Raw genomic sequence first — 26,595 nt, 5'->3', positions numbered from 1 at the left:
CCCGCGCCGGCGCTACTCGAGTACAACCTGCTCGCCGTTCTCCACGTCGTCCATCGAGACCTCGAGTTCGCTGTCGCCGATGATGTACTCGCCAGGATATGGCACCGTCACGGCAAACGAGCCGTCCTCGTCGACCGTCACCGTCCGTTCGTACGTGAACGTCTCGTCTGAGACGCTGACCTCGGTCTCGAGTGATAGCTCCTCGCCGGCCTCGCCAGAGCCGGTAATCGTCGCGCCGGGGACGACGGCGAAGGCGGAGGCCTCCTCATCGAGATAGATGGCCTGGTAGTGTGCGAGTCCGTCGGTCTCGTTCCCGCCAGCGCCGTAGTTTTCGTGGAGTTGTGTCTGTGCCATCTCAGCTGGCATCTCGGATGTCCCGGGCATGACGACGTAGCCAACTCGGTCCTCGAACTGATCGTACCAGTCGTCCGGATCACTTGCGGTCCGGAACTCATCGAAGTTGTTCGCAGCGTAACTGTAGCTACTGGCTTCACCGTTCACGAAGAAGTTGTGCATCCGGTTGTCACCCCACGGACTCAACACGAAGTTGTCGGGATACTCCCGGTCGGTTTCGAGGGCGTGCTCCTCGATCGCGACCGTCGCCGCAACTTCTGCATCGCCGTAGGCGGTCTGGGCACTCAGCGATGGAACGAAGAACAGGCTCATGCCACAGACGAGCAGGGCGATCCAGGCGAGCGTCGCGAGCTTTCGCCAATCGCGGGAGACGATAATACTCGGTTCTGGGTCGCCACCGTCGGCTGCAGTCCGCCGGGTGCTGGGTGAGCCGCCCCGATCGTCCACATCGCCTTCTCTGAACGGACGCGGCAGTCGGGCAAGGTCGACCCACGCGAGCAGGTAGACGAGAGCGAGACCGCCCAGAACAGCCATCGGGATCGCGAGCTGTGCGGCAAACCGGACCTGAAACCCGGCCAGAGCGATCCAGAACAGCGTGTAGACGGACAGCAACAGCCACGCCGGCTCGTATCGGCGGCTGACGACCCAGATCGCCCAGCCGAGGACGATAATTGCGAGGTAGAACGTCGCGCCGAGCTGTGCAAGTGGCTCGAGGATGATCGAGTTCTCTGTGGCAAACAATGATGCAGTCTCCGTTGCACCGTGATGCTCCCGGAAGAACACGTCATCAGCTCGTTCTCGCAGCCGGCCCCACTCCTCGGTCCAGTTCGACCGGAACGCTGCGAGAGCCACACCAGTGAGTAGCACCTGAAGACCGACGAACACGCTAACGGGTACTCCGTGATCGACTCGCCGCCATCCTTCACCAATTACAACGACGCCGAGCGCGCCAACCACGACCACAGCCGGAACGACGGCGATGAACGACTCGTGCCAGCCCCAGCGGAGGTGTAAGAACGCGGACAGGAGGGCACTCACGACGAGGCCACCGATCAGCGGTCCGTTTGCGAGTACCGGCGACACGTCCTCGCGAGCGTCGAGTGCGGCCTTCATGCCGACGTAGCCGGCCGCCGGGATGTACATCAGGATCGAGCCACCCCAGGCGTGTGCCGAGAGTGCGAGCGCCACGCCGAACGTGACGGCAGCAAGCCAGGCCCACGGCGATCGACAGTGGCCGAGCACCGCCTCTCGTGTCGTCGGTGCGACCGTCCGCCGCCGTCGGAGGTCCATCGCCAGCCACGCGAGTCCGAGCAGCGTTACGCCGAGCCAGAAGTACTGGTAGAGCCGGTGCTCGAGAAAGCCTACGCCGGAGTAAACCGCGTGGACGGGCATCAGCGCAAGTAACACGACGGACGCGACGCCGACGCGAACGTCGTCCGTCACGACGACAGCCAGCCAGTAGATGACGACACCCAGCGCCAGCGTCGCAACCACAGGCAGCCAGGCAGCGACCATATCTGCCGCCCACTGATCGCCGCCGAGCAGTTCGGCGACAAACCAGTTCGAGGCGTGGGTGAGCGGACGCAACCCGGCTGCACCGTCGGGCATCGACGTCACCACGCCCCAGTCGGTCACCCCGTCGGACTCAGCAAGCAGTTCGTCCATCCAGTACCGGTAGTAGTACGGATCGTTCCCCGGCGAGACGACGTACTCGTCGCGAAACACCGACCCATAGTTCACCAGCCGCATCACAAACAGGAAGACCAGTGCGCCCGCGAGTGCACCGACCGACCGCCAGTCGACGGTCACGACGTCGCTGAGATCACGCGAGACCGATGTGGATTCGCTCTCATCGGCAAGTTCCTCGCCGGTCAGCCCGGCTCGCACGCCCTCACGGCTCGAGACGCGGTACTCACCGTCGTCTTTGACGACGATATTGCGGGAAACGAGTTCGCCGAACGTCCCGGAGTCAAGCGGCAGCTCCGCAAACTCCCACGTCTCGTGGTCGTCGTCGACAGCGAGAACTGTCTCGAGTGTCGCTGCTCCGTCGTCGTACTCCTCGACGAACGACGCTGCTGCGTCGGCGATTGTGTGGGGTGCCGGGTCGTCGGCGTCGGCCATTAGCCACTACGTTTGCGTGGGAGCGGATAAATACTGTGAGAATACCATCCCTCCACGACACCTCCTCGCCACCTCTTCGACACCTCCACGACGCCTCCTCGCCACCGACAGAGCGAAACCGACCACCGGACCGAAACCTCAGTCGGTCTCGAGTTCCGGCGCGCTAACCGACGCACCGGGAACCTCCGCTGGTGGGACATCCTCTCCCTGCAGGAACGCCGTCGCCTGATCTCGGTCCTCCGGATAGCCGACGTCGACGCGCCAACCCTCCATTCGAATTGCGTCGATCGTCCGCCCGGACTGGATCAACAGATCGATCGCGTCCGAGAGTTCGTACTCGCCGCGGTCGCTCGGCTGGACGAGTTGACACGCGTGAAAGATTGCGGGTGTGAACGTGTAGAAGCCAGTCATCACGAGATTCGACGGCGGGTCGTCGGGTTTCTCGACGACCTCGACGATCTCGCCGTACTCGTTCGTATCGAGCACGCCGTAGCGCGAGGCCTCCTCGTAGGGCACCTGCTCGACCAGGAACGCCGCATCTGCGCGATCTTCTTGCTGGCGGGTCACCACGTCGCCGAGGTTCGACCGGAAGACGTTATCACCGAGCATGAGCATGAACTCGTCCTCGACGAGTGACTCAACCTGGAGGATGGCGTGGGCGAGCCCCAGCTGCTCGCGCTGGTGGGCGTACGTGATCGGCACGCCCCGATACTCGTCGTTGTAGCGGTTGATCAACTGCTCTTTGAGGTGGCCGACGACGACGAGCAACTCCGTCGCACCGATCGCGATGAGGTTGTCGAAGACATCCTCGATGATCGGCCGCCCGTCGACTTCGACGAGCGCCTTCGGCTTGTCGTCGGTGAGCGGCTGGAGGCGAGTCCCCTTTCCGGCTGCGAGAACGACCGCTTGCATAGACACTGCCCACTTCGAACCGGGATAAATAGCCACCCCCTGTCCATGCTGGATGCCCGCCAAATTGCCGCGTGTGCTCGGATTTGCAGCCGACACTAGGACGACCAGTGAACAGTCACACTTGGCGACGGATTCCGACCCTAAAAGCGCGACACCACCCTCGGCTTGACGGTGACACTACTGAGACGAGAGTTCTAGTTCGATAGTAACAACTGCAACTAGTTACACACTGATCGCCGAGCAGGCTGGCGATCAGGTGTGCAGTGACTTGCAGTGGCTACTATAGCATCTCTATCCACAACCTAGTACTAGAATCGCTACTCCGCGGAACCCACACTCGAGTCCCCACCCTCACCAGCGATCTCTCGCAGCAGTCGCACCTCGTCTTCCTCGGTGATGTGCTCGGCGTCGAAGCACGCGCGCAAGACCTTGTGTGCGAACTCGGGATCGGCGAGACAGCCCTGGCGGTCGGATGACGCAGACTGGACGGTGGACTCGAGTGACTCGAGTTGCTCGGCGAGTGCGGCGATGTCAGTGGCGATGGTGTGGGTGTGGGTGTCCGTGCCGAGTTCCGTTCTCGCTCCCGTCTCCGACCCGGAACCTGCAGCGGCGTCTGGCGTCTCCGCCGGTTCGTCTGCCTGTGTCTGTGTATCCTGGCGATCGAACCGACGCGATTCGTACGTGTTTCCGGTGGACTGTTCGTCACTGCGCTCGCTTCCAGCCTCGGACTCGGACTCGGACTCGGACTCAGACACAGCCACTCCCTGTCCAGCCCCATCGCCAACCGCATCGGAAGCCTCCGACGCAGCGCTATCAGCGTCGCTGTCCACGGACTCCGCCCCGCTCTCGTTCTCGATCACGTTCCCGTCTCCGTTCTCGTTCTCGTTCCCGTTCCCATTCCCGGCCACCACCGATTCCGGCTCGGACTCGAGTACCCTCTCGCCATCCACAGTGGCTTCAGCGCTGGAGTCGGACTCGCCAGCGCCCTCGTGATCACGAGCCGCCGCCACTGCACTGTCTTCGTCGTCGAACAGGTTCGCGACGAACTCGCGTCGGCGCGACCACTCGAAGCCGTCGATCGAGTTCACCCGCTGGCTGATCGTCGCGCTGGTGACGCCGAGCGTCTCGGCGAGTGCGGCCTGCGTTGCGTCGGGCCGGGCAGCAATCTCCTGGAGTGTCTCGCGCTGGCGTGGCGTCAGTGCTGTCGGATCGGTCGGTACGTCGGGTGTCGAATCCGTCGAGTTGTCGGTGGTCATCGTCGAATTGGTGGCTGTGTCCGAAGCTGTTGGTGCGCCATCCGTGGAAACAGGTGTCTCTCCCGTATCGTCGTCGCAATCCTGGTCGGGAATTGTTTCTGCAGTGCGCTGGTCCTCGTTTTCGTCTGCGCTCGCTTCGGTTTCTGTCCCCGGGTCTGCGTCCTCGTCGTTGCTCACACCGACAGTCACATCCTGCTCCGCGACCCCCCTCTCGTCACCACCCGCTCCGTCTGCCTCCTCTCCCTGTAACGCCGACTCAGCACTGTCTCTCTCTTCACTCTCACCATCCCCACTGCTCGCAGCACTTTCGGCTGCCGTCTCGCCTGGATCACCGTACTCCTCGAGTACCTGCTCGACGATCGAGACGGTTGCACCGCTGACCTCATCAGCGAGTTCCTCCAGCGAGGCGTCCGGTCGGGATACGGCGACGTCGAGGACCTTCTTGTGGAGGATGGCACGAGGCATCCGGTTGTGAGTGCTGTGCGTCCGGGTAGCTGTCGGTGATGATGTCGAGTTGCTCATTCTCACCAGTGGACCGCTGTCAGTTAACGTATCTGACATCGACCGACCCGTTATATCTTTCTCAGATAAAACACATATTCAAGGGAGCCTGAAAGAGAGGGGCAGCGGAAAGAAAGACAGGAGACGGGGCGCTGGCCGTCTTCGATTCCGAGTTACTGAGAGACACCCAGTGCTTGATAGCTGTCTCCAGTGAAAACGTGTCAAATGCGTCACGTCGAGATTTCGGTCCGGCCGAAGACGCGCGAACCAGTGCTGGCGGTGCTTGACGCAGAGCAGATCGACTACACGGTCGTTCCGGCCGACGAGACCAGCGAGTACGAGTCCCTCGTTTCGTTTTCCCTCCCAAAAAGCGCCGTCGACGTCGTCCTGGATAAGTTAGAGAAGGCGGGACTCGACGAGGACGACCATACGGTAGTCGTGACGGCGGAGACGGTCATCTCCCGACAGTTCGGCGCGCTCAAAGAACGGTACACGGGGGAGATACTTGCCGACGCACGCCTCGCTCGCTACGAGCTGTACGCCGAATCGGAGGAACTCGTACCGGCGATTCCGGTCTACGTGACGATGACACTGATGAGTGCGATCGTCGCGACGGCAGGACTATTGCTCGATTCGGCCGCCGTCGTGGTTGGATCGATGGTGATCGCACCGTTGATCGGCCCGACGCTCGCAGCCAGCGTTGGAACCGTTCTCAACGAACACGATCTGTTCTGGACCGGCGTTGTGTATCAGGTGCTTGGCATTAGCGTCGCAATCGGCGGTGCCGCGGTGTTCGCGTGGATTTCGAAGTCGATGTTTCTCGTCCCACCCGGGATCGAAATCCTCGAAATCGACGAACTCAGCGAGCGGGTTCTTCCGAACCTGCTCTCGCTAGTCGTTGCCTTTGGGGCGGGAATTGCCGGCGTGTTGAGCCTCTCGACGGGTATCTCCGTTGCGCTGGTTGGCGTGATGATCGCCGCTGCACTGATTCCGCCCGCCGCAGCCGCAGGCATCGCGATCGCGTGGGGCGTTCCAAACGCCGTCATCGGCTCGCTTATCCTCGTCTTCGTTAATCTGCTGGGCGTCAATATCACGGGCCTGTTCACCCTCTGGGCGATGGGATACCGTCCCCGCGTTCGGAGTGAGACGGGGATCGCACGGCAGTTAGTCCGCCGCCGTCTCGTCATGTTTACTATTGTCATCCTCGTCCTGTCGACGTTCCTGATCGGCGTCACGTGGGCGTCGTATGAGAGCGCATCGCTCGAGAACGCAGTCACGACGGAGGTGGAGGACGTGCTCGACTCACCGGCGTATCAGGACGTCACCCTCGTCGAGGTGGAGCTATTTCTCGAGGAAGAAGTCCCGTTTGATCCCGCAATACGGATCGAAGAAGGAGCCATTCTCGAGCAGCCTGAACGCATCGTCATCACAGTTGAGCAACCGGCTGCTGTCGAACATCCGGAACTCGTCTCGGAACTGAACGAACGAGTCACCGACGAAACGGGAGACGGTGTACGGGTCGACGTTCGGTTCATCGAGTACGAGACGGCGTGACCTCGTTCCTGGCGAGGTCACCGGGGACGAGCACCACCGACGAGTAGCCAACCCCCAATCTGATCGATCACTGCTCCGACACCCGCTTTGAGGACCCCAGATCCGCAACCGGCGGCCCGATGAACCGCCAGACGAGCGGATAGGCAAACCCGATCACCGCGCCAAAGCTACCCAGAACGACCAGCCCAAACACGTGCAGGTACGGCACCGGCCGGGAGAGATCCAGCACGACGCGCATCCAGATCGGGACCGCGAACGCGACACCCACGAGCCAGACACCGAGTCCATACCAGACGCCAAGCACCAGCGACGGCCCCGGCCGCAGCACGTGCCAGCGCCTGTTGAGCACCGAGACACCACCCGCGAACCCAGCACTCGCCACCACACACCCGCCAATGAGGACCAGCCAGCCCGCGGCCGTACTCTCACGGCCGACCAGTTCGGCGACCAACTCGAGTCGCCCCGTCCAGACGAGGGCCCCACCAACGACGAGTGCCCCGAGGAGACCCACGATCCCAGCGGCGTAGCCGAAGACGAGCGTTCGGGCCAGCAGGCCGTACCGCGGCGGTCGGCCGTGGCTATTACGGTCGCCGACGGCGGTTGCAGCGGTGAACACGGCGACGGCGATGACGAAGGTCACGACCGAGGCGGCGATGCTCAGGAGGTCACGCGTGTCGAACGGCGGCTGGTCGAGCGTGTAGTGGAAGGCAAAGAGGTCGGCCCAGCGAGAGTCGTGCATGGCCGTCAGTTCGGACTGGAACACGGGCGTCACGTAGTGAATGTCCGGAAACATCCCCCAGAGCCCGCCGAAGACGACCAGCCAGAGATGGCGGCGCGTGAGATAGCCACGGAGCGCAAGCGGTCCCGCTGCGAGGAGGACGAGCGTCGCGCCGGCGAGGAAGTGAGTGAGTGCGGGAGCCATGTCACGCGAGACCTTCATCGCTGTATCCACCCGGACAGCACAGACCACGTCCAAATGGACAGCGCAGAATCACCCGATGCTACCGCCGCCGGAACGATAAACGGCAGGGTAGCCTGTCACGTTCGCAGAATCGTCGACACAGCCGCCGTCGACTTAGACGGGCCAGTACTCGCCGTGTGCCTCACGGATCTCCTCGAGTGCATCGACGAGCGGCTCCGTGTTCTCGTCGAGCCACGCGTAGGGATCACCCTCACCATACTCGGGCAGGTCGTGTGTCTCGCCGGTCGCGCCCTCGAGTACCCCCAGTGTCGCAAACGCCAGGTGGCTGATCTGGTAGCCGCCCTCCTGCAGAATGAGGTAGTGGCCGTCGGTCACCGTCGAGGCGAGTTCCGCGGCGCGCGAGCCGAGCATCCGGAAGCCATCACGCGAGATGAGGTTTCGGCCGAGCGGATCGGATGGGCCGGGGTCTTGCCCGGCGCTGTAGACGAGCAGGTCTGGATCGTACTCGGAAACGATGGGTTCGACGAGGCGGTCGAACACACGTTCGTAGCCCTCGTCGCCGGTACCCGGCGGAACCGGTGCGTTGACCGTGTACCCCTCGCCGTCGCCGACGCCGACCTCCTCGAGGCCGCCGGTCTGTGGATGGTACGTCGGATCCCAGGCACCGTGGTCGTTGTGAATGCTCAGAAAGAGCACATCGTCGCGGTCTTCGAAGATTTCCTGCGTGCCGTTACCGTGATGGACGTCCCAGTCGACGATTGCGACCCGATCGACAGCCGGATCAGTATCGAGTGCGTGCTGGGCTGCGATCGCAGCGTGGTTCAGGAAACAAAAGCCGTCGGCCCGGTCGCTCTGGGCGTGGTGGCCGCTCGGCCTGGCGAGCGCGTACGGGACCGTCTGGGAGTCCGCAGCAAGTGCGTCGTCCGTTGCAGCGAGGGCTGCACCGGTGGCATGCTGTGCTGCCTCGAAGGTGGCATCACTCATGGCGGTGGTAGTGCCGTCGATGTACCCGCCGCCGTCCTCGGCGAACTTCTTGAGCCAGGAGACGTACTCCGAATCGTGGACGCGCTCGATCGCATCCTCCGGTGCAGGGTCCGCAGTCGTGAACACGGCATCCCCAAACGTCGACTCGATGATTCGCTTGATATTCTTCGCCCGTTCGGGTTGATCCGGATGCGGTTCATCGGACGCAAGGAACGGCATCGACGGGAGTTTGAAGGCGCCGTCCGGAGGGGCGTGATCGAACGTTCGCGGGTGCCAGTAGACTGACAGCGACGTATCGTTGCTCATAGAGAGTATAGTACGAGTGAGAATAGCAACCACTATGATAATACCGGTCAGTCCCAGATCGAGTTAGGTAGTTGACTGCTATTCAAATATCTGGGCGTGTAGTGAGTGGTGGTTCACATGCCACAGAATCGCTGCTGAGGAAGGGGTACAGAACGGAAACGGAAAACGGCGGCGGTCAGCGCATCGTAATGCGCTGGACGTTCGTAATCGCCAGTGCCAGCAGAATCATCCCGACTGCAACGAGCAAGAAGACGACACTGATCACGTTCACTTCTGGGGACGCTTCGAACCGGATCTGGTTCCACAGGTAGATTGGCAGCGTCTCCGTTCGTGTATCCCGAACGAAGTAGGTGTAGACGAACTCGTTGAACGAAATCGTAAACGCGAGCAACCCGCCTGCCACAATGCCGGGCAGGATATTGGGAAGCCGGACGTTGACGAAGACGTCGAGTTCGTCTGCCCCGAGGTCCTTCGCGGCTTCCTCCAGCGTCTCGTCGAACCGGAGCATCGTTGGAATAATGATCAGTGCGGCGAACGGAATCGTCCGCACGACGTGTGCGATGACGACACTCCAGAAGCCAGTGCCGACGTTGATGACGCCGAAGAACAGCACCATCGCCACACCGACGACGACCAGCGGGACGATGATCGGAAGTGTCACGATCAGCTGGATTACGCCCTTGCCGGGGAACTCGTACTTCGCAATCGCGTACGAGAGAATCGTCGCGAGGACGACGGTAATCAGCGTCGCGATGACGCTCACCTGTAACGACGTGAAGACCGCATCGATCGCGGCGTCGTTTTGTAAGAACTCACGGTACCAGCGAAGGGTAAATTCGTCTGGTGGGAACGCAAGCGCGCGGTCGGCTGCGAACGACATCAGCGTGACAATGCCGATGGGAATCCAGAGCAGCGCAATGACTGCCCACATAAGACCGAGGCCAATCGCACGGCCGCGTCGGTCGACAAACCGCTCGATCGTACTCGGAATCATTGGGTATCACTCCGTCGGGTGACGACATCGCTGGCACCGAACTTCACGGCGACGAGTAGCATCAACACGACGAACGCGGAGACGATAACACTCAGCGCCGAGCCGAACGGCCAGTTGAACGCTTCGGTGAACTGATTCTCGATCACCATTCCGATCATCAACTGGTCAGTCCCCCCGAGCAACGTCGGAGTGACGAACGCACCGAACGTGGGGATTGCGACGAGAATGATCCCACCGATGACGCCGTTTTTCGTCATGGGAAGCGTCACCGTGAAGAACGTCTCTATCGGTCCTGCGCCGAGATCCTTCGCAGCCTCGATCAGGTTGTCGTCCATGTTTGTCAGCGACGCGTAGAACGGCAGCGTGGCAAGCGGGAGCCAGACGTACGTCAGGCCGAGCAAGACCGCTGTGTGGGTGTACATGATCCCGCTTGGATCCTGTGCAAGACCAGTGACGATCTGCATCCAGTCGAGCAGGCCGTCCCGGCTGAAGATGTTGATCAGCGCGTACATCCGGACGATGTAATTCGTCCAGAAGGGGAGGATGACCAACAACAACAGCAGTGTCGTCCGCTTCGAGAACCGAGCCATACTGTAGGCAAGCGTGTACCCGAGGATAACGACGAGCGCCGTCGTCTGGACCGTTAGCACCGTCGTTCGCCAGACAACCCGCAAGTAGAGGTCTGTCGTAACGACGTTCAGGTAATTCTCGAGCGTGAGCGATGCGGGTGGCATGCCGTCGTGGAACGACAGCCAGACCATGTACGCCAGCGGCAAGATGAAGAACAACAGCAGTACAAACGCTGGAATGCCGACGAGAACGAGAAGGCGTGCACGAGGTCGATCTCGGAACGCATCCAGGATCTGTCTGAGGTACTGTCGACTTCGCTGTCGAACGCCGCCGGCAGTCGAGCCTGAGTCAGGAGTCGGTGTCGACACGATCTATCCCTCGAGTTGGACGGCTTGCTCGTCTCGTACGGAGACGTTCTGTCCATCGTTGAACAAGAACGTCTGCTCAGCATCCCAGGAGAGTGCAACGGTATCTCCAGTTTCGAAGCTGTCTGCTTCAGTTTCGACCTGGAACACTTCCTGGCCGATATCGACAGTATACACCATCTCGTCTCCGGCATAGATATGGTTCGTCACTGTTCCCGACATGATACCGCCGGTGCTGGGAGGAACGAGATCAGCATGTGATGGTCTGATACCGATATCGATCGTGTCACCAGCAGCAACGGTGGTCCCGTCGTCGTACGGGACTGTAGCGGACGTATCGCCGATCTCGAATTCGATTGTATCCGCAGTCTGATCGACGACGGTTCCCGTGACGGAGTTGAGATCGCCCATAAACTGGGCAACGAACCGTGTCTCAGGCCGGTCGTAGATATCCTGGACCGAGCCTTTCTGCTCGATTTGGCCCTCGTTCAGGATCACCATCCGATCGGAGATCGACATCGCAACCTCCTGATCGTGGGTGACATAGAGGAAGGTGATGCCGGTCTCCTCCTGGATCCGCTGCAGTTCGAACTTCATGTGCTGGCGAAGCTTTCGGTCGAGCGAGGCAAGCGGCTCGTCGAGGAGGATAATAGAGGGCTCGTTGACGATCGCCCGCGCAAGGGCAATTCGTTGTTGCTCACCACCGCTCATCTGATCGATGTCTCTGTCACCGTAGCCGCTGAGTTCGACCACTTCGAGGATATCTTCGATTCGCTTTTCCCGCTCTTCGCGGCCAACACCGCGGCGTTTGAGACCGAACGCGATATTTTCAGCCACCGTCAGGTGTGGGAACAGCGCCAGGTTCTGGAACACCATGTTGGTGTCTCGTTCGAACGACGGCACGCCAACGACGTTCTCACCGTTGATTCGAATGTCCCCACTCGTCGGGGACTCGAATCCGGCAACCATTCGTAACATCGTCGACTTTCCTGAGCCACTCGGACCCAGAATGGAGACGAACTCCCCGTCTTCGACCGTGAACGAAGCATCCTCGACAGCCAATACATCATCGTATTCTTTCCGAACGTTTTCGACTTGTAAAACGGACATGAGTGCAAAAGCGTAGCGTAGTAGTTAGCCAGCGACGACGGTCGTCCAGATCTCGTCGTACCGGTCGAGCGTCTCTTCATCGAGCGGTTCAACAAAGATTAGTTCGTCAGGGTCGAGCCAGTCAGCAAACGCGGCTTCCTCCTCGGAGACAACCTCTGTGAGTTCGTCCTCGAGATTCTCGATCGGTGGAACATATCCCATCTCTGCGAACAACTGGACACGTGAAGGGATCTGGCCGCCGTGTTCGATCCATGCAGCACTTGCACGGGGGTTTGGCGCACCGGTTGGAATGACGAAGTTGTCGTACGTGTACATCATACCCTCCTCTGGGACCGCGTAATCGATCGGTGCGTCGTTGAGGAACTGTGCCATCCACGTTCGGCCATCACGCAGCGGCCCGACGACGACCTCTTCGTCGATGAACATCTCCATCGCAGACGAGAACTCGTTCCAGTACGTGACGTTGAGGTCACGCTGTTGCATGAGCACTTCTTCGATCTCCTCGAAGTCGTCGGGGTCGTTTGGATCCTGGCCAGTGTACAGTGCTGCAATACGACAGGACACTTCCGGCCAGTCCTCCATGAACATCATTCCGGCGAGATCCTCATCCCACAGCACACCCCACGAATCCGGGGGACTGCTGAAATACTCGGTATTGTACGTCAGAGATGGCTGCATCACGATCGACTCGGGAATTGCATAGACCTCGCCGTCTCTGCCGTAGTATTCTTCTGCGTCCTCTCTTGCAAGCGGATCGAGGACGTCCCAGGCCTCCATCTGCTCGACAGGGAGTGGCTCCAGGTAGTCGTTGTCCATCGCCCGGACAACCCACTCGTTTGTTGCACAGATGTTGTCGATTTCGTCGTTACCAGCCTCTAATCGAGAGTACCATTCGCTGGGTCCGGAGTACGCCTGCGAGTATACCCGATCGATTCCCTCGTAGCTCTCCTGAAACTCATCAGTATGCCAATCGACCCAGTCCGTGTACCAGTTCCAGACGTTTACTTCGGACTCGTACTCCTCGACGGGGAACGACTCGATCTCGATTGGGCGAACGTATTCGATATCGTCGCCGCCTCCAAGACACCCAGCGAGGGCTGCTGCGCCCGCGCCGCCGACGGCCCCGAGAACGGACCGACGGCTTGCGTGATTGCCATCATATGCCATGCTTGTGAGTCCAATCCATGGTATATAAACCCACCGGAGAGAGCCACTAACAATCATGTTTAATCTTAACATATTACACTCAATAGGACTCCATCCGAGAATGGGTTGCCCAATTGAACACTACGTGACTTGCCATCACCGTCCGTTGAGCAGCGAAATAGCACAGACAGTGTGTATAGAGGGACTGGCGGCTGAAGTCACCACACCAGTGAGAGAGACCGATGATAGGACGCAACGTGGGTCGTGAGGGCAGGTCATAACAGAGTTGATAACCACCCGCACATAGAATAGCAGACAAACCATGGGAAGCCAATTCAAATCATTCACCGAGAAACTCCTATCATTCCGTACAGAGTCCGGCAACGAACAACCAGCACAGCGGTGGATTCGTAACCAGTTAGATGCAGTTGGGTTCGAAACCTATGAGTGGACGGCAGATCCGGAGCTGCTTGCGAACCATCCATCGTTTCCATCAGATCCGGCCACAATAGAGACCGCAGACCGGCCATCGGTGGCTGGCGTTGTTGAATTCGGGGATCCTGATGAAGGCCAAACGATCGTTCTCAACGGCCACGTCGATGTCGTCCCTGCTGAGGAAGCACAGTGGGATACTGACCCGTTCACGCCAACGTGGGACGGCGAGAAGCTGATTGCCCGTGGCGCTGCAGACATGAAAGCCGGCCTGAGCGCCTGTCTCTTCGCTGCAAAAGAACTTGCTGCACAAAACACAGACAGCGACGAACTGAATGGGCGTCTTGTCGTCGAGAGCGTCGTCGGCGAAGAGGAGGGCGGAATCGGTGCAGCAATGGCCGCACTATCGAACCCGTATCCGTTTGAGCGAGATGCAGCAATCGTTGCGGAACCAACAGAGCTAGAGTTGGTCACAGCAGTCGAGGGCTCGGTGATGCTCCGGCTGGAACTCGAGGGGAAATCTGCTCACGCGGCGACACGGTGGCGTGGGGAATCAGTACTGCCGCACTTCGAGCGAATTCGAACAGCGCTTCGAGAACTGGAGACGGAGCGCTCTCTCACCGTTACACATCCACTCTACGAGCGGTTTGAGACACCGTGGCCGATCTCAGTTGGAACAGTTCAGGCTGGTTCGTGGGCCTCCTCAGTTCCGGCGACGCTCACCGCTGAGATACGGGTCGGTGTCGCACCCGGGGAAACAGTCACAGAGGTAGAGTCGGCCGTCCGCGACCGGATTGACGCTGTCGTCGACGGAGACGACTGGCTCGAAGCACATCCCCCATCACTCGAACGGTTTTCAGTCCAGTTCGAACCGGCGTCTGTGTCCCACGATGAGCCGATCGTCCGTCACTTGCAAGCGGGAATGGAACAGAACGGCCTCGCAGATACCGCGCCAAAAGGCGCGACGTACGGCGCGGATTCGAGACACTATCAGGCTGCATCGATACCAACCGTTCTCTTTGGGCCGGGGTCGATCGACAATGCACACTTCCCGAACGAGTCCATTCAGTGGGACGCTGTTGAACAGAGCAAAGATGTCCTCGTAGACACGCTTGCAGCTATTCTGGGGGAGGACACACCGACCAACACGGCCCGTACCAGCCACGAACCTGAAGGGTCACGTTCGAAGAATTAACGTCACGGCGCTCGTATCGACGGACACGACGATGGTCCAGCGACACCAGCGAGACGAGACGCAGGCAGTTCGAGCACCCACACGCCACCCATGAGCCGAAATCTCGGCGTGACCGAACTCGTACGCAACACACTCCCAGAGTGGACCGTCCCCATCTTCGAGGTGACGGCACTGTTTGGCGACGAGTTCGTCGTCGTCGGCGTGCTCGGCCTGTTCGCACTCGCAGGAGCCTATCAGGCCACCAGTACCAATGACACCAACCAACTGCTCCCGGATCGAACCGCGTTCGTCCTGGCGGTCGTCCTTGGTGGCCTCGCGCTCACACTGGTGCTCAAGACAGCGTTTGGCTCCCCCCGCCCACCCGAATCGCTGCAGGCGGTCCCCCGCGAGAGCGACGGGTTTCCGAGCGGACACACGATGGCCGCGACAGTCCTCTGGGGCGCGCTCGCGATCTGGAGCCGCCGATCGACGGCCCAGAGGCGAACAATCGCCGCAGCCAGCATCATCGGACTCGTCGCGTTCTCGCGGCTCGCACTCGGCGTCCACTTCCTCGTCGACGTACTGGCCTCGGTGGTGTTCGGACTCGGCTACCTGTATCTCGCTGCACGGCTCACGAACGAACAGCCAGCGACCATGTTCGCCGGCGCGGTCGGTCTCGGAACGGTCGCGCTCCTCATCACCGGCGGCGAGACGGACGGCTGGCTCGCCTTCGCCGGCTGTGTCGGCGGCGCTGGGGCCTGGTGGGTGAGCACGCAGCCGCGTGTCCAAGACATCTGGACCTCGATTACGCAGTGATCTCGAGCAAACCGTCTCTGCTACGCTTGCTCTCGAGTACCGTCCGCTGTTCCTGACGAAGCCCTATCCGTATCGGTTGCCGACTCCTCAACAGTCACGTCCTCTCCTGGCCGGTCTGCTCGTCTGACCCATCTGAACTGTCCGAGTTCACATCCCCAGTCCGGTGCTCGGCCAGCGCCTCCGCAATTGTCAACTCACCCGCTGCAACTCGACGCGCGAGCACGTCGTCGATTGCCCGATTCGTTCGACTCTGTTCGCGCGAGCGGTCCTTGATGACCTGCAACTCGCCAGCCGTCGGCTCGATGTCACGCGCGTCAACCACCTCACCCTCGAGTCGGGCGATGTTCACCGCGGCCAGCACGTCCTCCATGCCGCGGCCGCCGGTGCCAAGATACGGCGTCGTCCCCGTTTCGTCGACGAGTTCGACCCGGACGTCCTCGAGTTCGTTGACGAGTTTCGAACTCTGGAGGCGCGCCCCGTCACCGATCCGGACGACGGGGTCGGGTGCGTCGCTTACCTCCTGCTGGATGACGTCGACGGCGTCGGCGATCGGTACCTGAAACGCGGCAACGACCATTTCGCCGTCGAGGACGGCGATGCCGGGTTTCCGGCCCGGGTCGACACCGACGATGATTCGTCCGCCCGACCCTCGCATCGCGGTCAGCGCCTGGTCGACCGCGCGGCGAGAGTCCTCTGGGTCGGCGACGATGGTCTGGTGGCCCTCAAACTCGCCAGCAGCGGCTGCGTCCGTGATGACCACGGCCGTCTGTTCTGGCAGTGCAGCGCCCAGTTCGACGGTCGTGAACTCGGTGCCACGGTCCCGGAGTTCGTTGACGACGCCGTGATAGACTTCGAAATCCGCTGTCGCGACGACGATCACACGCAGTCTTCGCTGTGGATGTGAATAAACGTGTTCGACCGATTCGGCCAGCCAGTCAACACGCGACGGTCGGTTTTCGGGGGCTTTTTGCCCGGACAGACCCAACTACGGCCGTGAACGACGCGGCACTTCCGACCGGTTGTGGACCGGTCGACGAGTTACTCGGTGGGGGATTCGAACGCGGGACCGTGACACAACTGTACGGTCCGCCAGCCGCGGGCAAGACGAATCTCGCGCTCTCAGCCGCCGTCGAAACCGCTGTGGAGGGCGGGACCGTCGTCTACATCGACACCGAGGGCGTCTCCGTCGACCGATTCGATCAGTTGCTCACCGCACGCGTCGGCAACACTGGGGCCGGCACGGACACTGCCACCGACAGTGACACCCCCGTCGCGAGAGACGGCGGGCCCGGGCCCGGGCCCGGGACACTCGAGTCCGACCTAGACTCAAGCGACACCGATCCCACGCCGGACGTCGAAACCGTCGCCTCGCGAATCGTCATCGAGGACGCACTCGACTTCGAAGAGCAAGCAGAGGCCGTCCGCGACGCCGAGGAGTTCGCCGAGCGCGCGGATCTGATCGTCCTCGACAGCGCGACCGGCTTCTACAGACTCGAACGGACTGGTGAGGGCAACGACGGCGAGGCGCTGCGAAGTGTTACCCGGCAGGTGACACACCTGCTCTCGCTCGCGCGCAAGTACGATCTGGCGGTCGTCCTCACGAATCAGGTGTTTTCGGACCCCGAATCGGATCGCACGCGCGCACTCGGTGGCAACACCCTCGAGCACTGGACCGGTGTCGTGCTCCGACTGGATCGGTTCCGGGGTGGCAAGCGACGAGCGACACTCGAGAAGCACCGGTCGAAGCCGGTGGGTGAGAGTTCGCAGTTCCGGATTACGGATTCGGGTGTCGAAGGTGGGGCGGAGCCGGCGTCGCGATAGCGAACCACGCGACGCGAAGACACACCGCTTTTGTCGTGAGACGAAAAGAGATGAGCGATGAGTGAACGCGCCGAGGACGGACCGACACCGCCCTCGGAACGGATTGTCGCCCTCGATGCGCTGCGCGGGGTTGCCTTGCTTGGGATTTTGCTCGTCAACATCTGGCTGTTTGCGATGCCAGAGGCGACGCTGTCGAATCCGACGGTGCACGGCGAGTTCACCGGTTGGAACTACTGGGCCTGGTTCGGCACGCACGTTTTCGCCCAGCAGAAGTTCATCACGCTGTTCACCTTGCTGTTCGGAGCCGGCATCAGCCTGTTCACGCAGAGTGTCCGGTCGAAATCGACGGAGCACGCTGCGACCGTGCTGTCGGCGCGTCGCTTCGGCTGGCTCGTGCTGTTCGGACTCGCCCACGCCTACTTGCTGTGGTACGGCGACATCCTCGTGGCGTACGGCGCGTGCGCGTTCGGTGTCCTCGTCCTCCGAGACCTTCCGGCCCGAACCCTGTCAGCAATCGGAATCGGGCTCATCGCAGTGCCGTCGCTTCTCGAGATACTGGCGGCGCTGACGGCAGACCCAAGCACGGTCGCGGATACGTGGCGGCCGGCCGAGTCAGTTCTCCGCGCTGAAGTCGAGACCTACAGAAGCGGCTGGATTGAGCAGTTCGACCACCGTGCGTCGACGTCGTTCCGCCGCCAAACCACTGACTTTGTCGGCTACACCGCCTGGCGCGTCGGTGGCGTGATGCTCCTCGGGATGGCGCTGTTCAAGTGGGGCGTGCTGACGAACGAGCGGTCCGCACGATTCTACGCCCGGCTGGCAGCCGTCGGCGCGGTCAGTGGCCTTGTCGTGATCCTGGCTGGCGTCGCCTACATCCACGCCCACGACTGGGGCGTCGAGGGCGCGCTCCTCTGGCGGCAGTTCAACTACTGGGGCAGCCTCCCGCTCGCTGCTGCCTACCTCGCACTCGTGATGTGGTTCTGTCAGTGGCGACCCGACGGCCTCGCAACCCGGTCGTTCGCCGCCGTCGGCCGCACCGCGTTCAGTAACTACCTCCTGCAGACGGTGCTCGCCACGTCCATCTTCTACGGCCACGGCCTCGGCCTGTTCGGCGCGGTCACGCGGGTCGAACTGCTCGCCATTGTCGTCGCCATCTGGGCGGTGCAGGTGCCGCTGTCGGTGCTGTGGCTGCGGTACTTCCGGTACGGGCCGATGGAGTGGCTCTGGCGGGCGCTGACGTACAAGTCGAAACCGCCGCTTCGGGAGTCCCGTGCTGGATCGGACACAGCGGAGCAAAGCGACGGGTAGTGCAGAAACCGGTCGAACCCGACAGATCAGAGGTCGGTCGTCCGGAATCGCAGGTAGCTCGCACCGATCGGCACCACGATCCACGCGAGCAAGATGAGGAGTGCGACAGCCGGCTGTTCGTAGATCGCCGGATTCTCCGCGGTTCCGTGAAGTCCGATATCAGCCAGTTCCGGAATCGCCGCGAGCAGGTTACTGAACGCGGCCATCGGATTCAACGCGCTGAGCACCTCTCCCCAGCCAGGGGTCGTCTCGGGCATCTGGAAGCCCGAGAGGACGTAGACCGGGATGATCGACCAGAGCTGGAATACGAAGAGGACGTACGCGAAAATGGCGGCAAACGACGCCCGCGTCGACGTTTGTGAGACCGCCGAAATCGACACCGAAATTGCGGTAAACGTCACCGTGAGGAGGACAATCGCGAAGACACCTGCAGCCACCTGCGTGGGATCGACCGAGACGCCGAACAGCGCGGCGATCGGAATTGCGATCACGATCGCGGCCAGCGCTGACGTCGTGATGACGACCACTCGGCCGATAAGCGTTCCCAGAACGACCACCCATCGCGAGAACGGCAGGCTAAGCAACACCGTCAGCGCCCCCGTCGAGCGCTTCTCGACGATTGCCGGCGCGACCACGCCGAGCGCAACCAGCGGGACGAGAAACATGAGCGGGCCGAGCAGTTGTGGCATTAGTTCGACGACGAACTCCCCTTCCCGATTCGCCCAGCGCTGGACCTGCTGGCCCGCGGCGTAGGCGAGTCCGCCACCGACGAGCGCGAAAATGGCGATCAGGAGGTGCGCCTGGCGCTCGCGAACCGAATCCCGAATGTCCTCGCGGGCGAATAGCAGCAGTCGCTCGAGGAATCCCGGCTGACTCATGCGCCACCTCCGGTCACCGTCGCGAAGAGATCCTCTAGCGACGGCTCCGTCGTCGACACGTTCGTCACCGTCGCCGAGTCGTGACACGCCGCGATGACGGGTGCCTTCGCACGATTCGCACAGGCCACCTGAATCTTCGTCCCGTTCGTCTCCACCGAGGCGACGCCATCGATCGCAGCAATGCGATCAGGGGCACCGTCCGGAACCTGCGAGCACTCGAGTGTCACCCGTGCAGTCCCGCCGATCGTTTCGCGCAGGCGGTCGATGCTGTCGACGGTGACGAGTTCGCCGCCGTCGAGGATGCCAACGCGGTCGCAGACGGCCTCGACCTGTTCTAAGATGTGACTCGAGAAGAAGACGGTCGCGCCGCGGTCGTTCTCCTCGCGGACGATGCGGCGCATGGTGCGTGCGCCGTTGGGGTCGAGGCCGGTCGAGGGTTCGTCGAGGATGAGCAGGTCGGGGTTGCCGACGAGGGCCATCGCGAGCATGAGTCGCTGGGCCATCCCCTTCGAGTACTGCTCGACGGGGTAGCTGTCGGGGCCGAGCATGTCGACGCGTTCCAAGAGGTCCTCGGGGTCGTCGTTGGTGCCCTTGGCCTCGATGGCGAGTTCGACGTGTTCGCGGCCGGTGCGCTCCCCGACGGCGTCGTAGCCGTCGGGGAGGACGCCGGTCCGTTCCCGGATGGCGACGCTGTTGGTCTGGACGTCGTGGCCGAGCACGCGGACGGCACCGCTGGTCGGCTGGACGTAGTCGAGCATGATGTCAATCGCGGTCGACTTGCCGGCCCCGTTGGGGCCGAGAAAGCCGAATATCTCGCCGTCTTCGACGGCCAGGTCGACGTCGTGGAGGGCAGTCACGGAGTTGCTACGAAGGAGGCCGCGCCGCTCGTAGCGTTTCGTGACGCCGCGCAGTTCGATGGCGGCCATACAGCAGAGGCCACAGCCATCGCTAATAGACTTTGTGTTCGGCTGTCAGGTCTGTGCGGTAGGAATCCCAGAAGAACACGAAAGAAGCGAGCGGCCGATCGGTTCGCGGATCGCAGCGGTAGGGTGATCGGTTACAGGAGGTCGACCGTCTCGAGTGCGTCGATGCGACCGGCACCGGTCTCAGGATCGTCGCGGCCGTCGCCCGTCGCACCGCGTTCGATCGCGTTTTCGACCTGATTTACGTTGGCGTTCGGATCGAGTTCGCGGACGAGGCCGACGAGGCCGGCGACCTGTGGGGCGGACATGGAGGTCCCGGATGCGCTCGCGTACTCGGTACCGGGAAGCGCCTCGTTGTCCGGGTCGAACGTCGAGAGGATCATGTCACCAGGCGCACCGACCGAGATTTCGTTCGCGCCGTAGTTCGAAAAGTCTGCGAGTTCGTCGGCTTCCGTGGTCGCGCTGATGGACGACGCACGGGGGATACTTCCCCAGAGACTGATCCAGCCGCCCTGCTGGAGGTTCTGGCTGTCGTTGCCAGCGCTCACGACGACGGACGTTCCCCGCTGGGTGACGCTTCGGACGACCTGCTGGCGAGCGATGCGATACCCCTCCTGATTCTCTTCAGGCGGCTGTGGCGCACTGCCGATGCTCATATTCACGACATCGAGGCCCTGTTCTGCGGCATGATCGAGCGCCAGGAGGGTGTCTCCAACGCTGGCGAGGAGGGGTCCTTCCGACGGGAAGACACGGAGTGAGACAATCTCTGCATCCGGCGCAACGCCGGTCACGCCTTCGGAACCAGTCGCTGCAGCGATGCCGGCGACGTGGGTGCCGTGGTACTGCACGTCGCCCGTGTGGTCCGACTCCTCCCAGTCGATGAACGTCCGACTGGCGTCGACATCGACGTTCCCCAGATCGGGATGGCCGTCGTGGACGCCGGTGTCGATGATGCCGATACGAGTGTCCGCACCCGTCGCGTGATCGTGCGCGTCGAACGCGTTGATCAGGTCTTTGTCCCACTGTTCGTCTTCGAGCTCACCCGTCGGCGCCTCGGTTGGCTCGTCGGCAACGTCGAGTTCGTACGTGAAGTCCTCGAAAGCGCTGTTGACGCCGTCGACGCTCGTCGGATCTGCATCCTCGGGACCGAGGATGAGATAGACGTTCGCGTCCGAGATTTCGTGGACGACCGTGAACCCCTCGCGCTCGAGTTGCTGTGGGCTCCCACCGGTGACGACGTACCGCACCTGTTCTTCGTCCGCCGCTACCGTTCCGACCGTGAGTAGTCCGAGCCCCGCCGCTGTTCCAGCCAGTACCGTTCGACGTGTGGTGTTGTCTGCCATGACACACCACACTTGCTATCGGTTATGATTATAGGCACCTGGAGAGTTCAACTACTGAGAAAGTGAGTTACGGTTATATAATCCATCAGCAGGCTGTGGCTCGCCACTACTACGCGGAATTCATCACCGCGATGTGAAACCCGTCATCACACGCAAAAGACGAGGAAGCGACGCAGAGGAATAACGCAGCTGTTGGGAACTTACAGTTCGTTCAGCTTCCGAAGCAGCTGCCCGCGGTACTCCTCGTCGCTCGTCACGCCCTTGACCTCGAGGACGTTGCGCTCGAGTTTGTCGAGTGCAACGCGGAAGGCGTTCTCCGCACCGTAACCCTCGCCCGTGCCGGCGACCTGGCCTTTGTTCGTTCGGAGCCGGATCTGACAGTGCACCAGCGGCGTCCCCCGGAGCTTCTCTTTGTGCTCCTTGAAGCGGACGTGCGCATGGAACACCTGCATATCCGCGTACTTGTCCGAGACATCCTGGATGCTCTCGACGATGCTTTCTCGAGTAATCGTGTCGAGCAGCGAGATGTTCGTAATCTGGACGTCCATGCGCTCTTCCTCGGTGAACGTGAGTGCACGGAGGATGTCCGTCTTGGTGATGACGCCGATGACGACCCGGTCATCGTCTTCTGGCGTGACCATCAGTCCCGCGTAGTCCTGGTCGAGCATCCGCTCGACGGCCTCCTTCGCGGTGGCGTCGAGCGTGGTCGTCACGACCGGGCTGTTCATGATGTCGTAGATCGGCACGTCGAGCAGACGCTGCGAATCGCCAACCCGGTCGCCCGTCGTCATCGTGTGATTCTTCCGGATGACGAAGTCCGCGATGTCGTGGGTCGTAACCACGCCGGTGAGGTAGCCGTTGTCGTTCAACACCGGAATTCGTGAGATGCCGTGCTCACGGAGGTGGTTGATCGCCTTGCCGATGCCGTCGTCCTCCTGTAACGTCACCGGGTCGGACGTGTAGATATCCTCGACGGTGAGCGTGTCCAGGTTCTCGAGTACCGCCTCGAGAATCGCGTCGTCAGTGATGACACCCCAGAGGTCGTCGTTTTCGAACACCGGTGCGACCTTGGCGTTGCCCTCGATAAGCACGCGTGCGGTTTCTCGCACGTCTTCCTGTCGGTCGACCTTCGGGGAAGGCGTGTTTCGACTCGGTTTCGTGAGTGCTGCGACCTTCGCGTCGTCCTCGACGTGAGATTGGAGGACCTCCCGCTCGCTGATGACGCCCTCGTAGTCCCCGTCGTTCGTAACGATAATTCCCTTGGGGTTGCCGTCCTCGAACGTCGAACGGACTTTGCCCATCCGCGTTCCGACATCAACCTCGATGTAGTCCTGGCTGGCGATATCAGCGATATTCATCCTTACGAATGGGTGTACTGCGTCAAGGGTTTTGAACATACCGCACGTTTTGGCCGGGTGGGGACGCAAGCAACCGTTTTGTCCCGTCGTGATGTCACGCGATTATGGTGCCAAACATCGGCGTTCTCGGACGGTACACCTACCTCGCGACCGAACTGTTCTGGGGAGCAATCGCCGCTGCCTTGCTCTACCGGGCCAATGCGCTCCGGAAGGCTGCGGTGACAATCCTCGCACTGTACCCGATTGCCTACCTCTGGGACCGCTACACCCTCGCCGTTGGCGTCTTCGACATCAAACTCCGGACGGGGATCGACATTGCCGGCATCCCACTCGAGGAACACCTGTTCATGGCGGTCGTGCCGGGACTGGTGATCGGGTTCCACGAGACGATTTTCGGTGATGGTGGCGCTGTAGCCGACGGACAGGCAACAAACACGGCGGAGACGGACGAGACGAGCGCAGGTATCACCGGGTGAAACCGATCCGGGCTGTCTTATTACTCGCTCTCGATAGTCGAGGTGAATGGATCGATGGGACGAGTCGACGAGTGAGTCGGAGTGGTCCACGGACGCAGCCGACTCGAACGGTGGAAGCGAGAGCGGCGACGGTGCCAAACCGTCTCATCGCTCGCCTGCGACCACCGCGAGCGACTCCATCGAGGGCGAGACGACCAGTTCGACTGCCGGGTCCATCCTCGGAACACTCACTCGCCTCTTTGTCATCGCACTCCTCGTGACCGCGCTCCTCACCGGTGGGGCACTCCTCGCACCCGTCGTCATCGATGACCTCGATTCCATCGACGACTTCGACTCTATCGGGGACTTTGACTCCATCGGGGACCGCCCCTCGCCCAGTTCGGAACCGCCACCTGCCGGCGAGCGCAACCCCGCCGTCACGGACCCCGGTGATCCCGGTCAGTCGAGCTACGAAACCGACGTCGAGACCATCACCTCAGACGACGTCGAGGACTTCGTCCACGCCGAAGTCAACGAGCGCCGAGCCGACCACGACATCGACCCACTCGAGTGGGACGGTACAGTTGCCTCGGTGTCACGCGCCCACAGCGTCGACATGGCCGAGCGTGATTACTTCGCGCACACGAACCCCGACGGCGATGGGCCGTACGATCGGTTTTCCGAGGTAGACGACTACTGTCGGGCCTACGGCGAGAACATCGCGATGACGTGGGTCGATCGGCCCGTCGAGTCCAGCGGCCAGGACGAAGTAGTCGAGTACCAGACCGCGGAGGGACTCGCGACTGGGCTGGTCAATCAGTGGATGAACTCGACCGAGCACCGCGAGGCGATCCTCGAGGAGCACAGTGATTTCGGCTGGGACCGTGGCGGTGTGGGCGTCTACATCGCTGAGGATGGCGCGGTGTACGCGTCGCACAATTTCTGTCTGGAGTGGTAAAACCGGCAGGGGAACGATTATGGTCACGGCATTAGCAGAGTCGGACAATGAGCGACGATCGAGTGCAGTCCGACTCGGCTGGTGAGGACGAGTCGGCCGCTGGTGACTCCGACGCCGAGACTGGCGACAGTCCTGACAACGACACCAGCGCCGACGATCCGTTCCAGCCGAGCGGTGGTCCCCAGCGCGTCGTCTCCGACGAGAGCGTCGACGATATCCTCGACTCCCTCGGCGAGACGACGAACTCCGGCATCGACATCAGTGGTGGATCCGATTCCGACGCCCCTGCCGACGGTTCGGGCCCTCCCTCCGAGGCCCCGGACGAGTCATCGTCCGAGAGCACAATCGAGCAAAGTGGCACCAGCGACGAGCCAGCCACTGAACGTGCTGGCGAACAACTCGACACGTCGGACGACCACGAGTCCGCTCCCGACTCGAGTACCGCCACACCATCCGAGACCAATTCGCCCGACACGACCTCGAACGAATCAGCGGACGCGGAGGCCGACAACGCAGCAACTGACGACGACTCGGCGGACGCGCCCACCGGCAGCGCCAGCAACACCACGGACTCCGAACCGGGACAGAACGTCGACGATGCCGCCAGCGAACTCGCCGCACGGATCGACAGCGGCGACGTTACCGGCGCAGACGTCCGCGCCGCCGAAGCCGGCACCGGCCGCGAGTCGACGCCCGAGATCGACGACGTCGACCTCTCGCTGGACGACCTGGAGACTGGTGGTGTGGATGGGAACTCGAGTGCGGATGGCCAAGCGACGACACCTACTGACTCGCTCCCCGACGATGCCGGGCCGCTCGCTGGCGCGATCGACGCGACAGCGTCTTCGGCCGGGACTGGAACCGGAACCGAAACAGTCGACAGCGCGACGGGGGCAGGAAGTGAGAGCGGAGGGGCCAGTACGGAAACAACTGCGGGCGAAACTGCCGACGGCTCGGAGTCGGGCGGATTCATCGCTCGACTCAAGCAGTTCTTCTCACGATAGTCGTCGGTCAGTGGTCGGTTTTCGACTCGGTCCGGGAACGCAGGCTCAGGCTCAGGCTCAGGGTCAGGCTCAGCCGACCAGCGTAATCAACACGAACAGCGTGGCGACTGAGGCGAGCGTCGTGACGAACACGTTCAGCGAGGCAAACTCCTCGTCGCCACCGAGTGAGTTCGCGAAGACGAACGTCGAGACGGCAGTGGGAGTGCCGAGCATCACGACCGTCGCGGTGAGCGTCGCGGCGTCGACGGCGAGCGCGGAGAAGACGACCCAGGCGAGTACCGGCATACAGCAGATTTTGAGTGCGACGACGGTTCCGGTTGCACCAAAATCGATAGCGGGCGTCTCGAGTTGGAGCGACGCACCGACACAGAGCAATGCGAGCGGGAGTGCCAGCGCGCCGAGCACATCGAGTCCGGTTGCCGCCCCCGACGGTACCGTGACGCCAAGTGACCCAACGCCAAGGCCAACGAGCAGCGAGAGTAGAACAGGGTTCGTCGCGAGGCCGCGCAGTTCAGCACCGATGTCGGCACTGGCGCCGTTGATCGTCGAGAGAAGGACGATCGTAAGCGGGAGTTGCATCAGTGTGACGAAGCCGAGAATGACGCTTGCGATCCCCGTTACGTCGTCTCCAAAGGTCGCCGCGACGAGCGGCAGGCCGAGATAGCCGAGATTCGAGTGGTACGACTGGACGATAGCGACACTCCGACGTGCTGGCGACGACCGGTGGCGGTGGACAAGCCAGGCGAGCCCCGCCGTCGAGAACAGGACGACAGTCACGCCGACAGCGAGTTCGAGCGAAAGGAGCGAGCCAACCGCCTGATTGTACGTCGAGACGAAGATGAGTGCGGGGAGAGCAACGTAGTAGGCAGCGGCGTTGAGTCGGCCGGTTCGGCGCTCGTCGAGAACGCCACTCATCCGGAGCCCCGCTCCGAGGAGCAACACGACGAGCAGCGCCAGCAGCCGACCGAGGACCTCCATACGTCGCCCAGTTGGTTCGGGGGTTTTTACCGTTCGGTTCCGGTCGATACTG

General features: G+C 62.0%; 23 protein-coding genes. 8 read left to right on the top strand and 15 right to left on the bottom strand.

Features of this window, described 5'->3' with window-relative positions; genetic code table 11:
- Positions 1-12: 12 nt before the first annotated feature.
- The 3 genes from NMAG_RS00470 to NMAG_RS00460 form a co-directional block, all read right to left on the bottom strand.
- The gene (locus NMAG_RS00470; RefSeq protein WP_004267081.1) at positions 13-2,475 is read right to left on the bottom strand and encodes a hypothetical protein; all 2,463 of its coding nucleotides are present in this window, start codon (positions 2,473-2,475) and stop codon (positions 13-15) included.
- Between the two features lie 138 nt (positions 2,476-2,613).
- The gene (aglF, locus tag NMAG_RS00465; RefSeq protein WP_004267080.1) at positions 2,614-3,387 is read right to left on the bottom strand and encodes a UTP--glucose-1-phosphate uridylyltransferase AglF; all 774 of its coding nucleotides are present in this window, start codon (positions 3,385-3,387) and stop codon (positions 2,614-2,616) included.
- A gap of 317 nt (positions 3,388-3,704) precedes the next feature.
- Positions 3,705-5,108 (bottom strand): MarR family transcriptional regulator, encoded by a 1,404-nt coding sequence (locus tag NMAG_RS00460; RefSeq protein ID WP_004267079.1) that lies wholly within the window; start codon positions 5,106-5,108, stop codon positions 3,705-3,707.
- A 261-nt stretch (positions 5,109-5,369) separates the two neighbouring features.
- On the opposite strand from NMAG_RS00460, the gene NMAG_RS00455 reads away from it, so the two are divergent.
- On the top strand, positions 5,370-6,698 hold the full coding sequence (locus tag NMAG_RS00455; RefSeq protein ID WP_004267078.1) for a TIGR00341 family protein: 1,329 nt from the start codon (positions 5,370-5,372) through the stop codon (positions 6,696-6,698).
- 67 nt (positions 6,699-6,765) lie between these two features.
- On the opposite strand, the gene NMAG_RS00450 is transcribed toward NMAG_RS00455, so the two are convergent.
- The 6 genes from NMAG_RS00450 to NMAG_RS00425 form a co-directional block, all read right to left on the bottom strand.
- Positions 6,766-7,638 carry a hypothetical protein gene (locus NMAG_RS00450; protein WP_004267077.1) on the bottom strand — a complete coding sequence of 291 codons (873 nt, stop codon included), beginning with the start codon at positions 7,636-7,638 and terminating at the stop codon, positions 6,766-6,768.
- A 135-nt stretch (positions 7,639-7,773) separates the two neighbouring features.
- Positions 7,774-8,910: an arginase family protein gene (locus tag NMAG_RS00445; RefSeq protein WP_004267076.1), complete on the bottom strand. Its 1,137-nt coding sequence runs from the start codon at positions 8,908-8,910 to the stop codon at positions 7,774-7,776.
- Positions 8,911-9,085: 175 nt separating this feature from the next.
- Positions 9,086-9,904 carry an ABC transporter permease gene (locus NMAG_RS00440; RefSeq protein WP_004267075.1) on the bottom strand — a complete coding sequence of 273 codons (819 nt, stop codon included), beginning with the start codon at positions 9,902-9,904 and terminating at the stop codon, positions 9,086-9,088.
- Positions 9,901-10,842, bottom strand: a complete 942-nt coding sequence (locus tag NMAG_RS00435; protein ID WP_004267074.1) for an ABC transporter permease — start codon at positions 10,840-10,842, stop codon at positions 9,901-9,903. Before NMAG_RS00435 ends, NMAG_RS00440 begins: the two co-directional genes overlap by 4 nt.
- 3 nt (positions 10,843-10,845) lie before the next feature.
- A complete protein-coding gene (locus NMAG_RS00430) occupies positions 10,846-11,949 on the bottom strand; it encodes an ABC transporter ATP-binding protein (RefSeq protein ID WP_004267073.1) in 1,104 nt (367 codons plus the stop codon).
- 24 nt (positions 11,950-11,973) lie between these two features.
- Positions 11,974-13,116, bottom strand: coding sequence for an ABC transporter substrate-binding protein (locus tag NMAG_RS00425; RefSeq protein ID WP_004267072.1), 1,143 nt, complete (start codon positions 13,114-13,116; stop codon positions 11,974-11,976).
- Positions 13,117-13,417: 301 nt separating this feature from the next.
- Here NMAG_RS00425 and NMAG_RS00420 point away from each other — a divergent pair, with 301 nt between their 5' ends.
- Positions 13,418-14,722, top strand: a complete 1,305-nt coding sequence (locus NMAG_RS00420) for an ArgE/DapE family deacylase (protein ID WP_004267071.1) — start codon at positions 13,418-13,420, stop codon at positions 14,720-14,722.
- A 90-nt stretch (positions 14,723-14,812) separates the two neighbouring features.
- Entirely contained in the window at positions 14,813-15,517 is a 705-nt protein-coding gene (locus NMAG_RS00415) for a phosphatase PAP2 family protein (protein ID WP_004267070.1), read from the top strand.
- Between the two features lie 94 nt (positions 15,518-15,611).
- Here the strand turns inward: NMAG_RS00415 and NMAG_RS00410 are convergent, their stop codons facing one another.
- Positions 15,612-16,397: a hypothetical protein gene (locus NMAG_RS00410; protein WP_004267069.1), complete on the bottom strand. Its 786-nt coding sequence runs from the start codon at positions 16,395-16,397 to the stop codon at positions 15,612-15,614.
- A 113-nt stretch (positions 16,398-16,510) separates the two neighbouring features.
- On the opposite strand from NMAG_RS00410, the gene NMAG_RS00405 reads away from it, so the two are divergent.
- Both NMAG_RS00405 and NMAG_RS00400 read left to right on the top strand, forming a co-directional pair.
- Positions 16,511-17,338 carry an AAA family ATPase gene (locus NMAG_RS00405; RefSeq protein ID WP_004267068.1) on the top strand — a complete coding sequence of 276 codons (828 nt, stop codon included), beginning with the start codon at positions 16,511-16,513 and terminating at the stop codon, positions 17,336-17,338.
- 57 nt (positions 17,339-17,395) lie between these two features.
- Positions 17,396-18,646: a DUF418 domain-containing protein gene (locus NMAG_RS00400; protein WP_004267067.1), complete on the top strand. Its 1,251-nt coding sequence runs from the start codon at positions 17,396-17,398 to the stop codon at positions 18,644-18,646.
- A 26-nt stretch (positions 18,647-18,672) separates the two neighbouring features.
- Here the strand turns inward: NMAG_RS00400 and NMAG_RS00395 are convergent, their stop codons facing one another.
- The 4 genes from NMAG_RS00395 to NMAG_RS00380 form a co-directional block, all read right to left on the bottom strand.
- Complete coding sequence (locus NMAG_RS00395; RefSeq protein ID WP_004267066.1) at positions 18,673-19,524, bottom strand: ABC transporter permease subunit; 852 nt, start codon at positions 19,522-19,524, stop codon at positions 18,673-18,675.
- Entirely contained in the window at positions 19,521-20,450 is a 930-nt protein-coding gene (locus NMAG_RS00390) for an ABC transporter ATP-binding protein (protein WP_004267065.1), read from the bottom strand. The genes NMAG_RS00395 and NMAG_RS00390 overlap by 4 nt, the downstream gene beginning before the upstream one ends.
- 131 nt (positions 20,451-20,581) lie before the next feature.
- Positions 20,582-21,790 carry a S8 family peptidase gene (locus NMAG_RS00385; RefSeq protein WP_004267064.1) on the bottom strand — a complete coding sequence of 403 codons (1,209 nt, stop codon included), beginning with the start codon at positions 21,788-21,790 and terminating at the stop codon, positions 20,582-20,584.
- Positions 21,791-21,990: 200 nt separating this feature from the next.
- Positions 21,991-23,148 (bottom strand): CBS domain-containing protein, encoded by a 1,158-nt coding sequence (locus tag NMAG_RS00380; RefSeq protein WP_004267063.1) that lies wholly within the window; start codon positions 23,146-23,148, stop codon positions 21,991-21,993.
- 104 nt (positions 23,149-23,252) lie between these two features.
- On the opposite strand from NMAG_RS00380, the gene NMAG_RS00375 reads away from it, so the two are divergent.
- From NMAG_RS00375 to NMAG_RS00365, 3 genes are read left to right on the top strand one after another with little or no spacing between them, the layout of a single operon-like run.
- A complete protein-coding gene (locus tag NMAG_RS00375; protein ID WP_004267062.1) occupies positions 23,253-23,624 on the top strand; it encodes a lycopene cyclase domain-containing protein in 372 nt (123 codons plus the stop codon).
- A gap of 46 nt (positions 23,625-23,670) precedes the next feature.
- On the top strand, positions 23,671-24,561 hold the full coding sequence (locus NMAG_RS00370; protein ID WP_004267061.1) for a CAP domain-containing protein: 891 nt from the start codon (positions 23,671-23,673) through the stop codon (positions 24,559-24,561).
- Between the two features lie 47 nt (positions 24,562-24,608).
- Complete coding sequence (locus NMAG_RS00365) at positions 24,609-25,565, top strand: hypothetical protein (protein ID WP_004267060.1); 957 nt, start codon at positions 24,609-24,611, stop codon at positions 25,563-25,565.
- Positions 25,566-25,634: 69 nt separating this feature from the next.
- Here NMAG_RS00365 and NMAG_RS00360 read toward each other — a convergent pair whose 3' ends face one another.
- Complete coding sequence (locus tag NMAG_RS00360) at positions 25,635-26,543, bottom strand: AEC family transporter (protein ID WP_004267059.1); 909 nt, start codon at positions 26,541-26,543, stop codon at positions 25,635-25,637.
- Positions 26,544-26,595 lie beyond the last annotated feature (52 nt).

This window comes from Natrialba magadii ATCC 43099 (assembly GCF_000025625.1).
Lineage (GTDB): Archaea > Halobacteriota > Halobacteria > Halobacteriales > Natrialbaceae > Natrialba > Natrialba magadii.
The sequence above is the reverse complement of the archived record's forward strand: the minus strand, read 5'-3'. Positions and strand labels throughout refer to the sequence as shown.

What these genes read in the sequence shown, in the direction of transcription:
- NMAG_RS00470 (WP_004267081.1), bottom strand. Translation starts at nt 2,475, where the DNA reads ATGGCCGACGCCGACGACCCGGCACCCCACACAATCGCCGACGCAGCA.
- aglF (WP_004267080.1), bottom strand. Translation starts at nt 3,387, where the DNA reads ATGCAAGCGGTCGTTCTCGCAGCCGGAAAGGGGACTCGCCTCCAGCCG.
- NMAG_RS00460 (WP_004267079.1), bottom strand. Translation starts at nt 5,108, where the DNA reads ATGCCTCGTGCCATCCTCCACAAGAAGGTCCTCGACGTCGCCGTATCC.
- NMAG_RS00455 (WP_004267078.1), top strand. Translation starts at nt 5,370, where the DNA reads ATGCGTCACGTCGAGATTTCGGTCCGGCCGAAGACGCGCGAACCAGTG.
- NMAG_RS00450 (WP_004267077.1), bottom strand. Translation starts at nt 7,638, where the DNA reads ATGAAGGTCTCGCGTGACATGGCTCCCGCACTCACTCACTTCCTCGCC.
- NMAG_RS00445 (WP_004267076.1), bottom strand. Translation starts at nt 8,910, where the DNA reads ATGAGCAACGATACGTCGCTGTCAGTCTACTGGCACCCGCGAACGTTC.
- NMAG_RS00440 (WP_004267075.1), bottom strand. Translation starts at nt 9,904, where the DNA reads ATGATTCCGAGTACGATCGAGCGGTTTGTCGACCGACGCGGCCGTGCG.
- NMAG_RS00430 (WP_004267073.1), bottom strand. Translation starts at nt 11,949, where the DNA reads ATGTCCGTTTTACAAGTCGAAAACGTTCGGAAAGAATACGATGATGTA.
- NMAG_RS00425 (WP_004267072.1), bottom strand. Translation starts at nt 13,116, where the DNA reads ATGGCATATGATGGCAATCACGCAAGCCGTCGGTCCGTTCTCGGGGCC.
- NMAG_RS00420 (WP_004267071.1), top strand. Translation starts at nt 13,418, where the DNA reads ATGGGAAGCCAATTCAAATCATTCACCGAGAAACTCCTATCATTCCGT.
- NMAG_RS00415 (WP_004267070.1), top strand. Translation starts at nt 14,813, where the DNA reads ATGAGCCGAAATCTCGGCGTGACCGAACTCGTACGCAACACACTCCCA.
- NMAG_RS00400 (WP_004267067.1), top strand. Translation starts at nt 17,396, where the DNA reads ATGAGTGAACGCGCCGAGGACGGACCGACACCGCCCTCGGAACGGATT.
- NMAG_RS00395 (WP_004267066.1), bottom strand. Translation starts at nt 19,524, where the DNA reads ATGAGTCAGCCGGGATTCCTCGAGCGACTGCTGCTATTCGCCCGCGAG.
- NMAG_RS00390 (WP_004267065.1), bottom strand. Translation starts at nt 20,450, where the DNA reads ATGGCCGCCATCGAACTGCGCGGCGTCACGAAACGCTACGAGCGGCGC.
- NMAG_RS00385 (WP_004267064.1), bottom strand. Translation starts at nt 21,790, where the DNA reads ATGGCAGACAACACCACACGTCGAACGGTACTGGCTGGAACAGCGGCG.
- NMAG_RS00380 (WP_004267063.1), bottom strand. Translation starts at nt 23,148, where the DNA reads ATGAATATCGCTGATATCGCCAGCCAGGACTACATCGAGGTTGATGTC.
- NMAG_RS00375 (WP_004267062.1), top strand. Translation starts at nt 23,253, where the DNA reads ATGGTGCCAAACATCGGCGTTCTCGGACGGTACACCTACCTCGCGACC.
- NMAG_RS00370 (WP_004267061.1), top strand. Translation starts at nt 23,671, where the DNA reads ATGGATCGATGGGACGAGTCGACGAGTGAGTCGGAGTGGTCCACGGAC.
- NMAG_RS00365 (WP_004267060.1), top strand. Translation starts at nt 24,609, where the DNA reads ATGAGCGACGATCGAGTGCAGTCCGACTCGGCTGGTGAGGACGAGTCG.
- NMAG_RS00360 (WP_004267059.1), bottom strand. Translation starts at nt 26,543, where the DNA reads ATGGAGGTCCTCGGTCGGCTGCTGGCGCTGCTCGTCGTGTTGCTCCTC.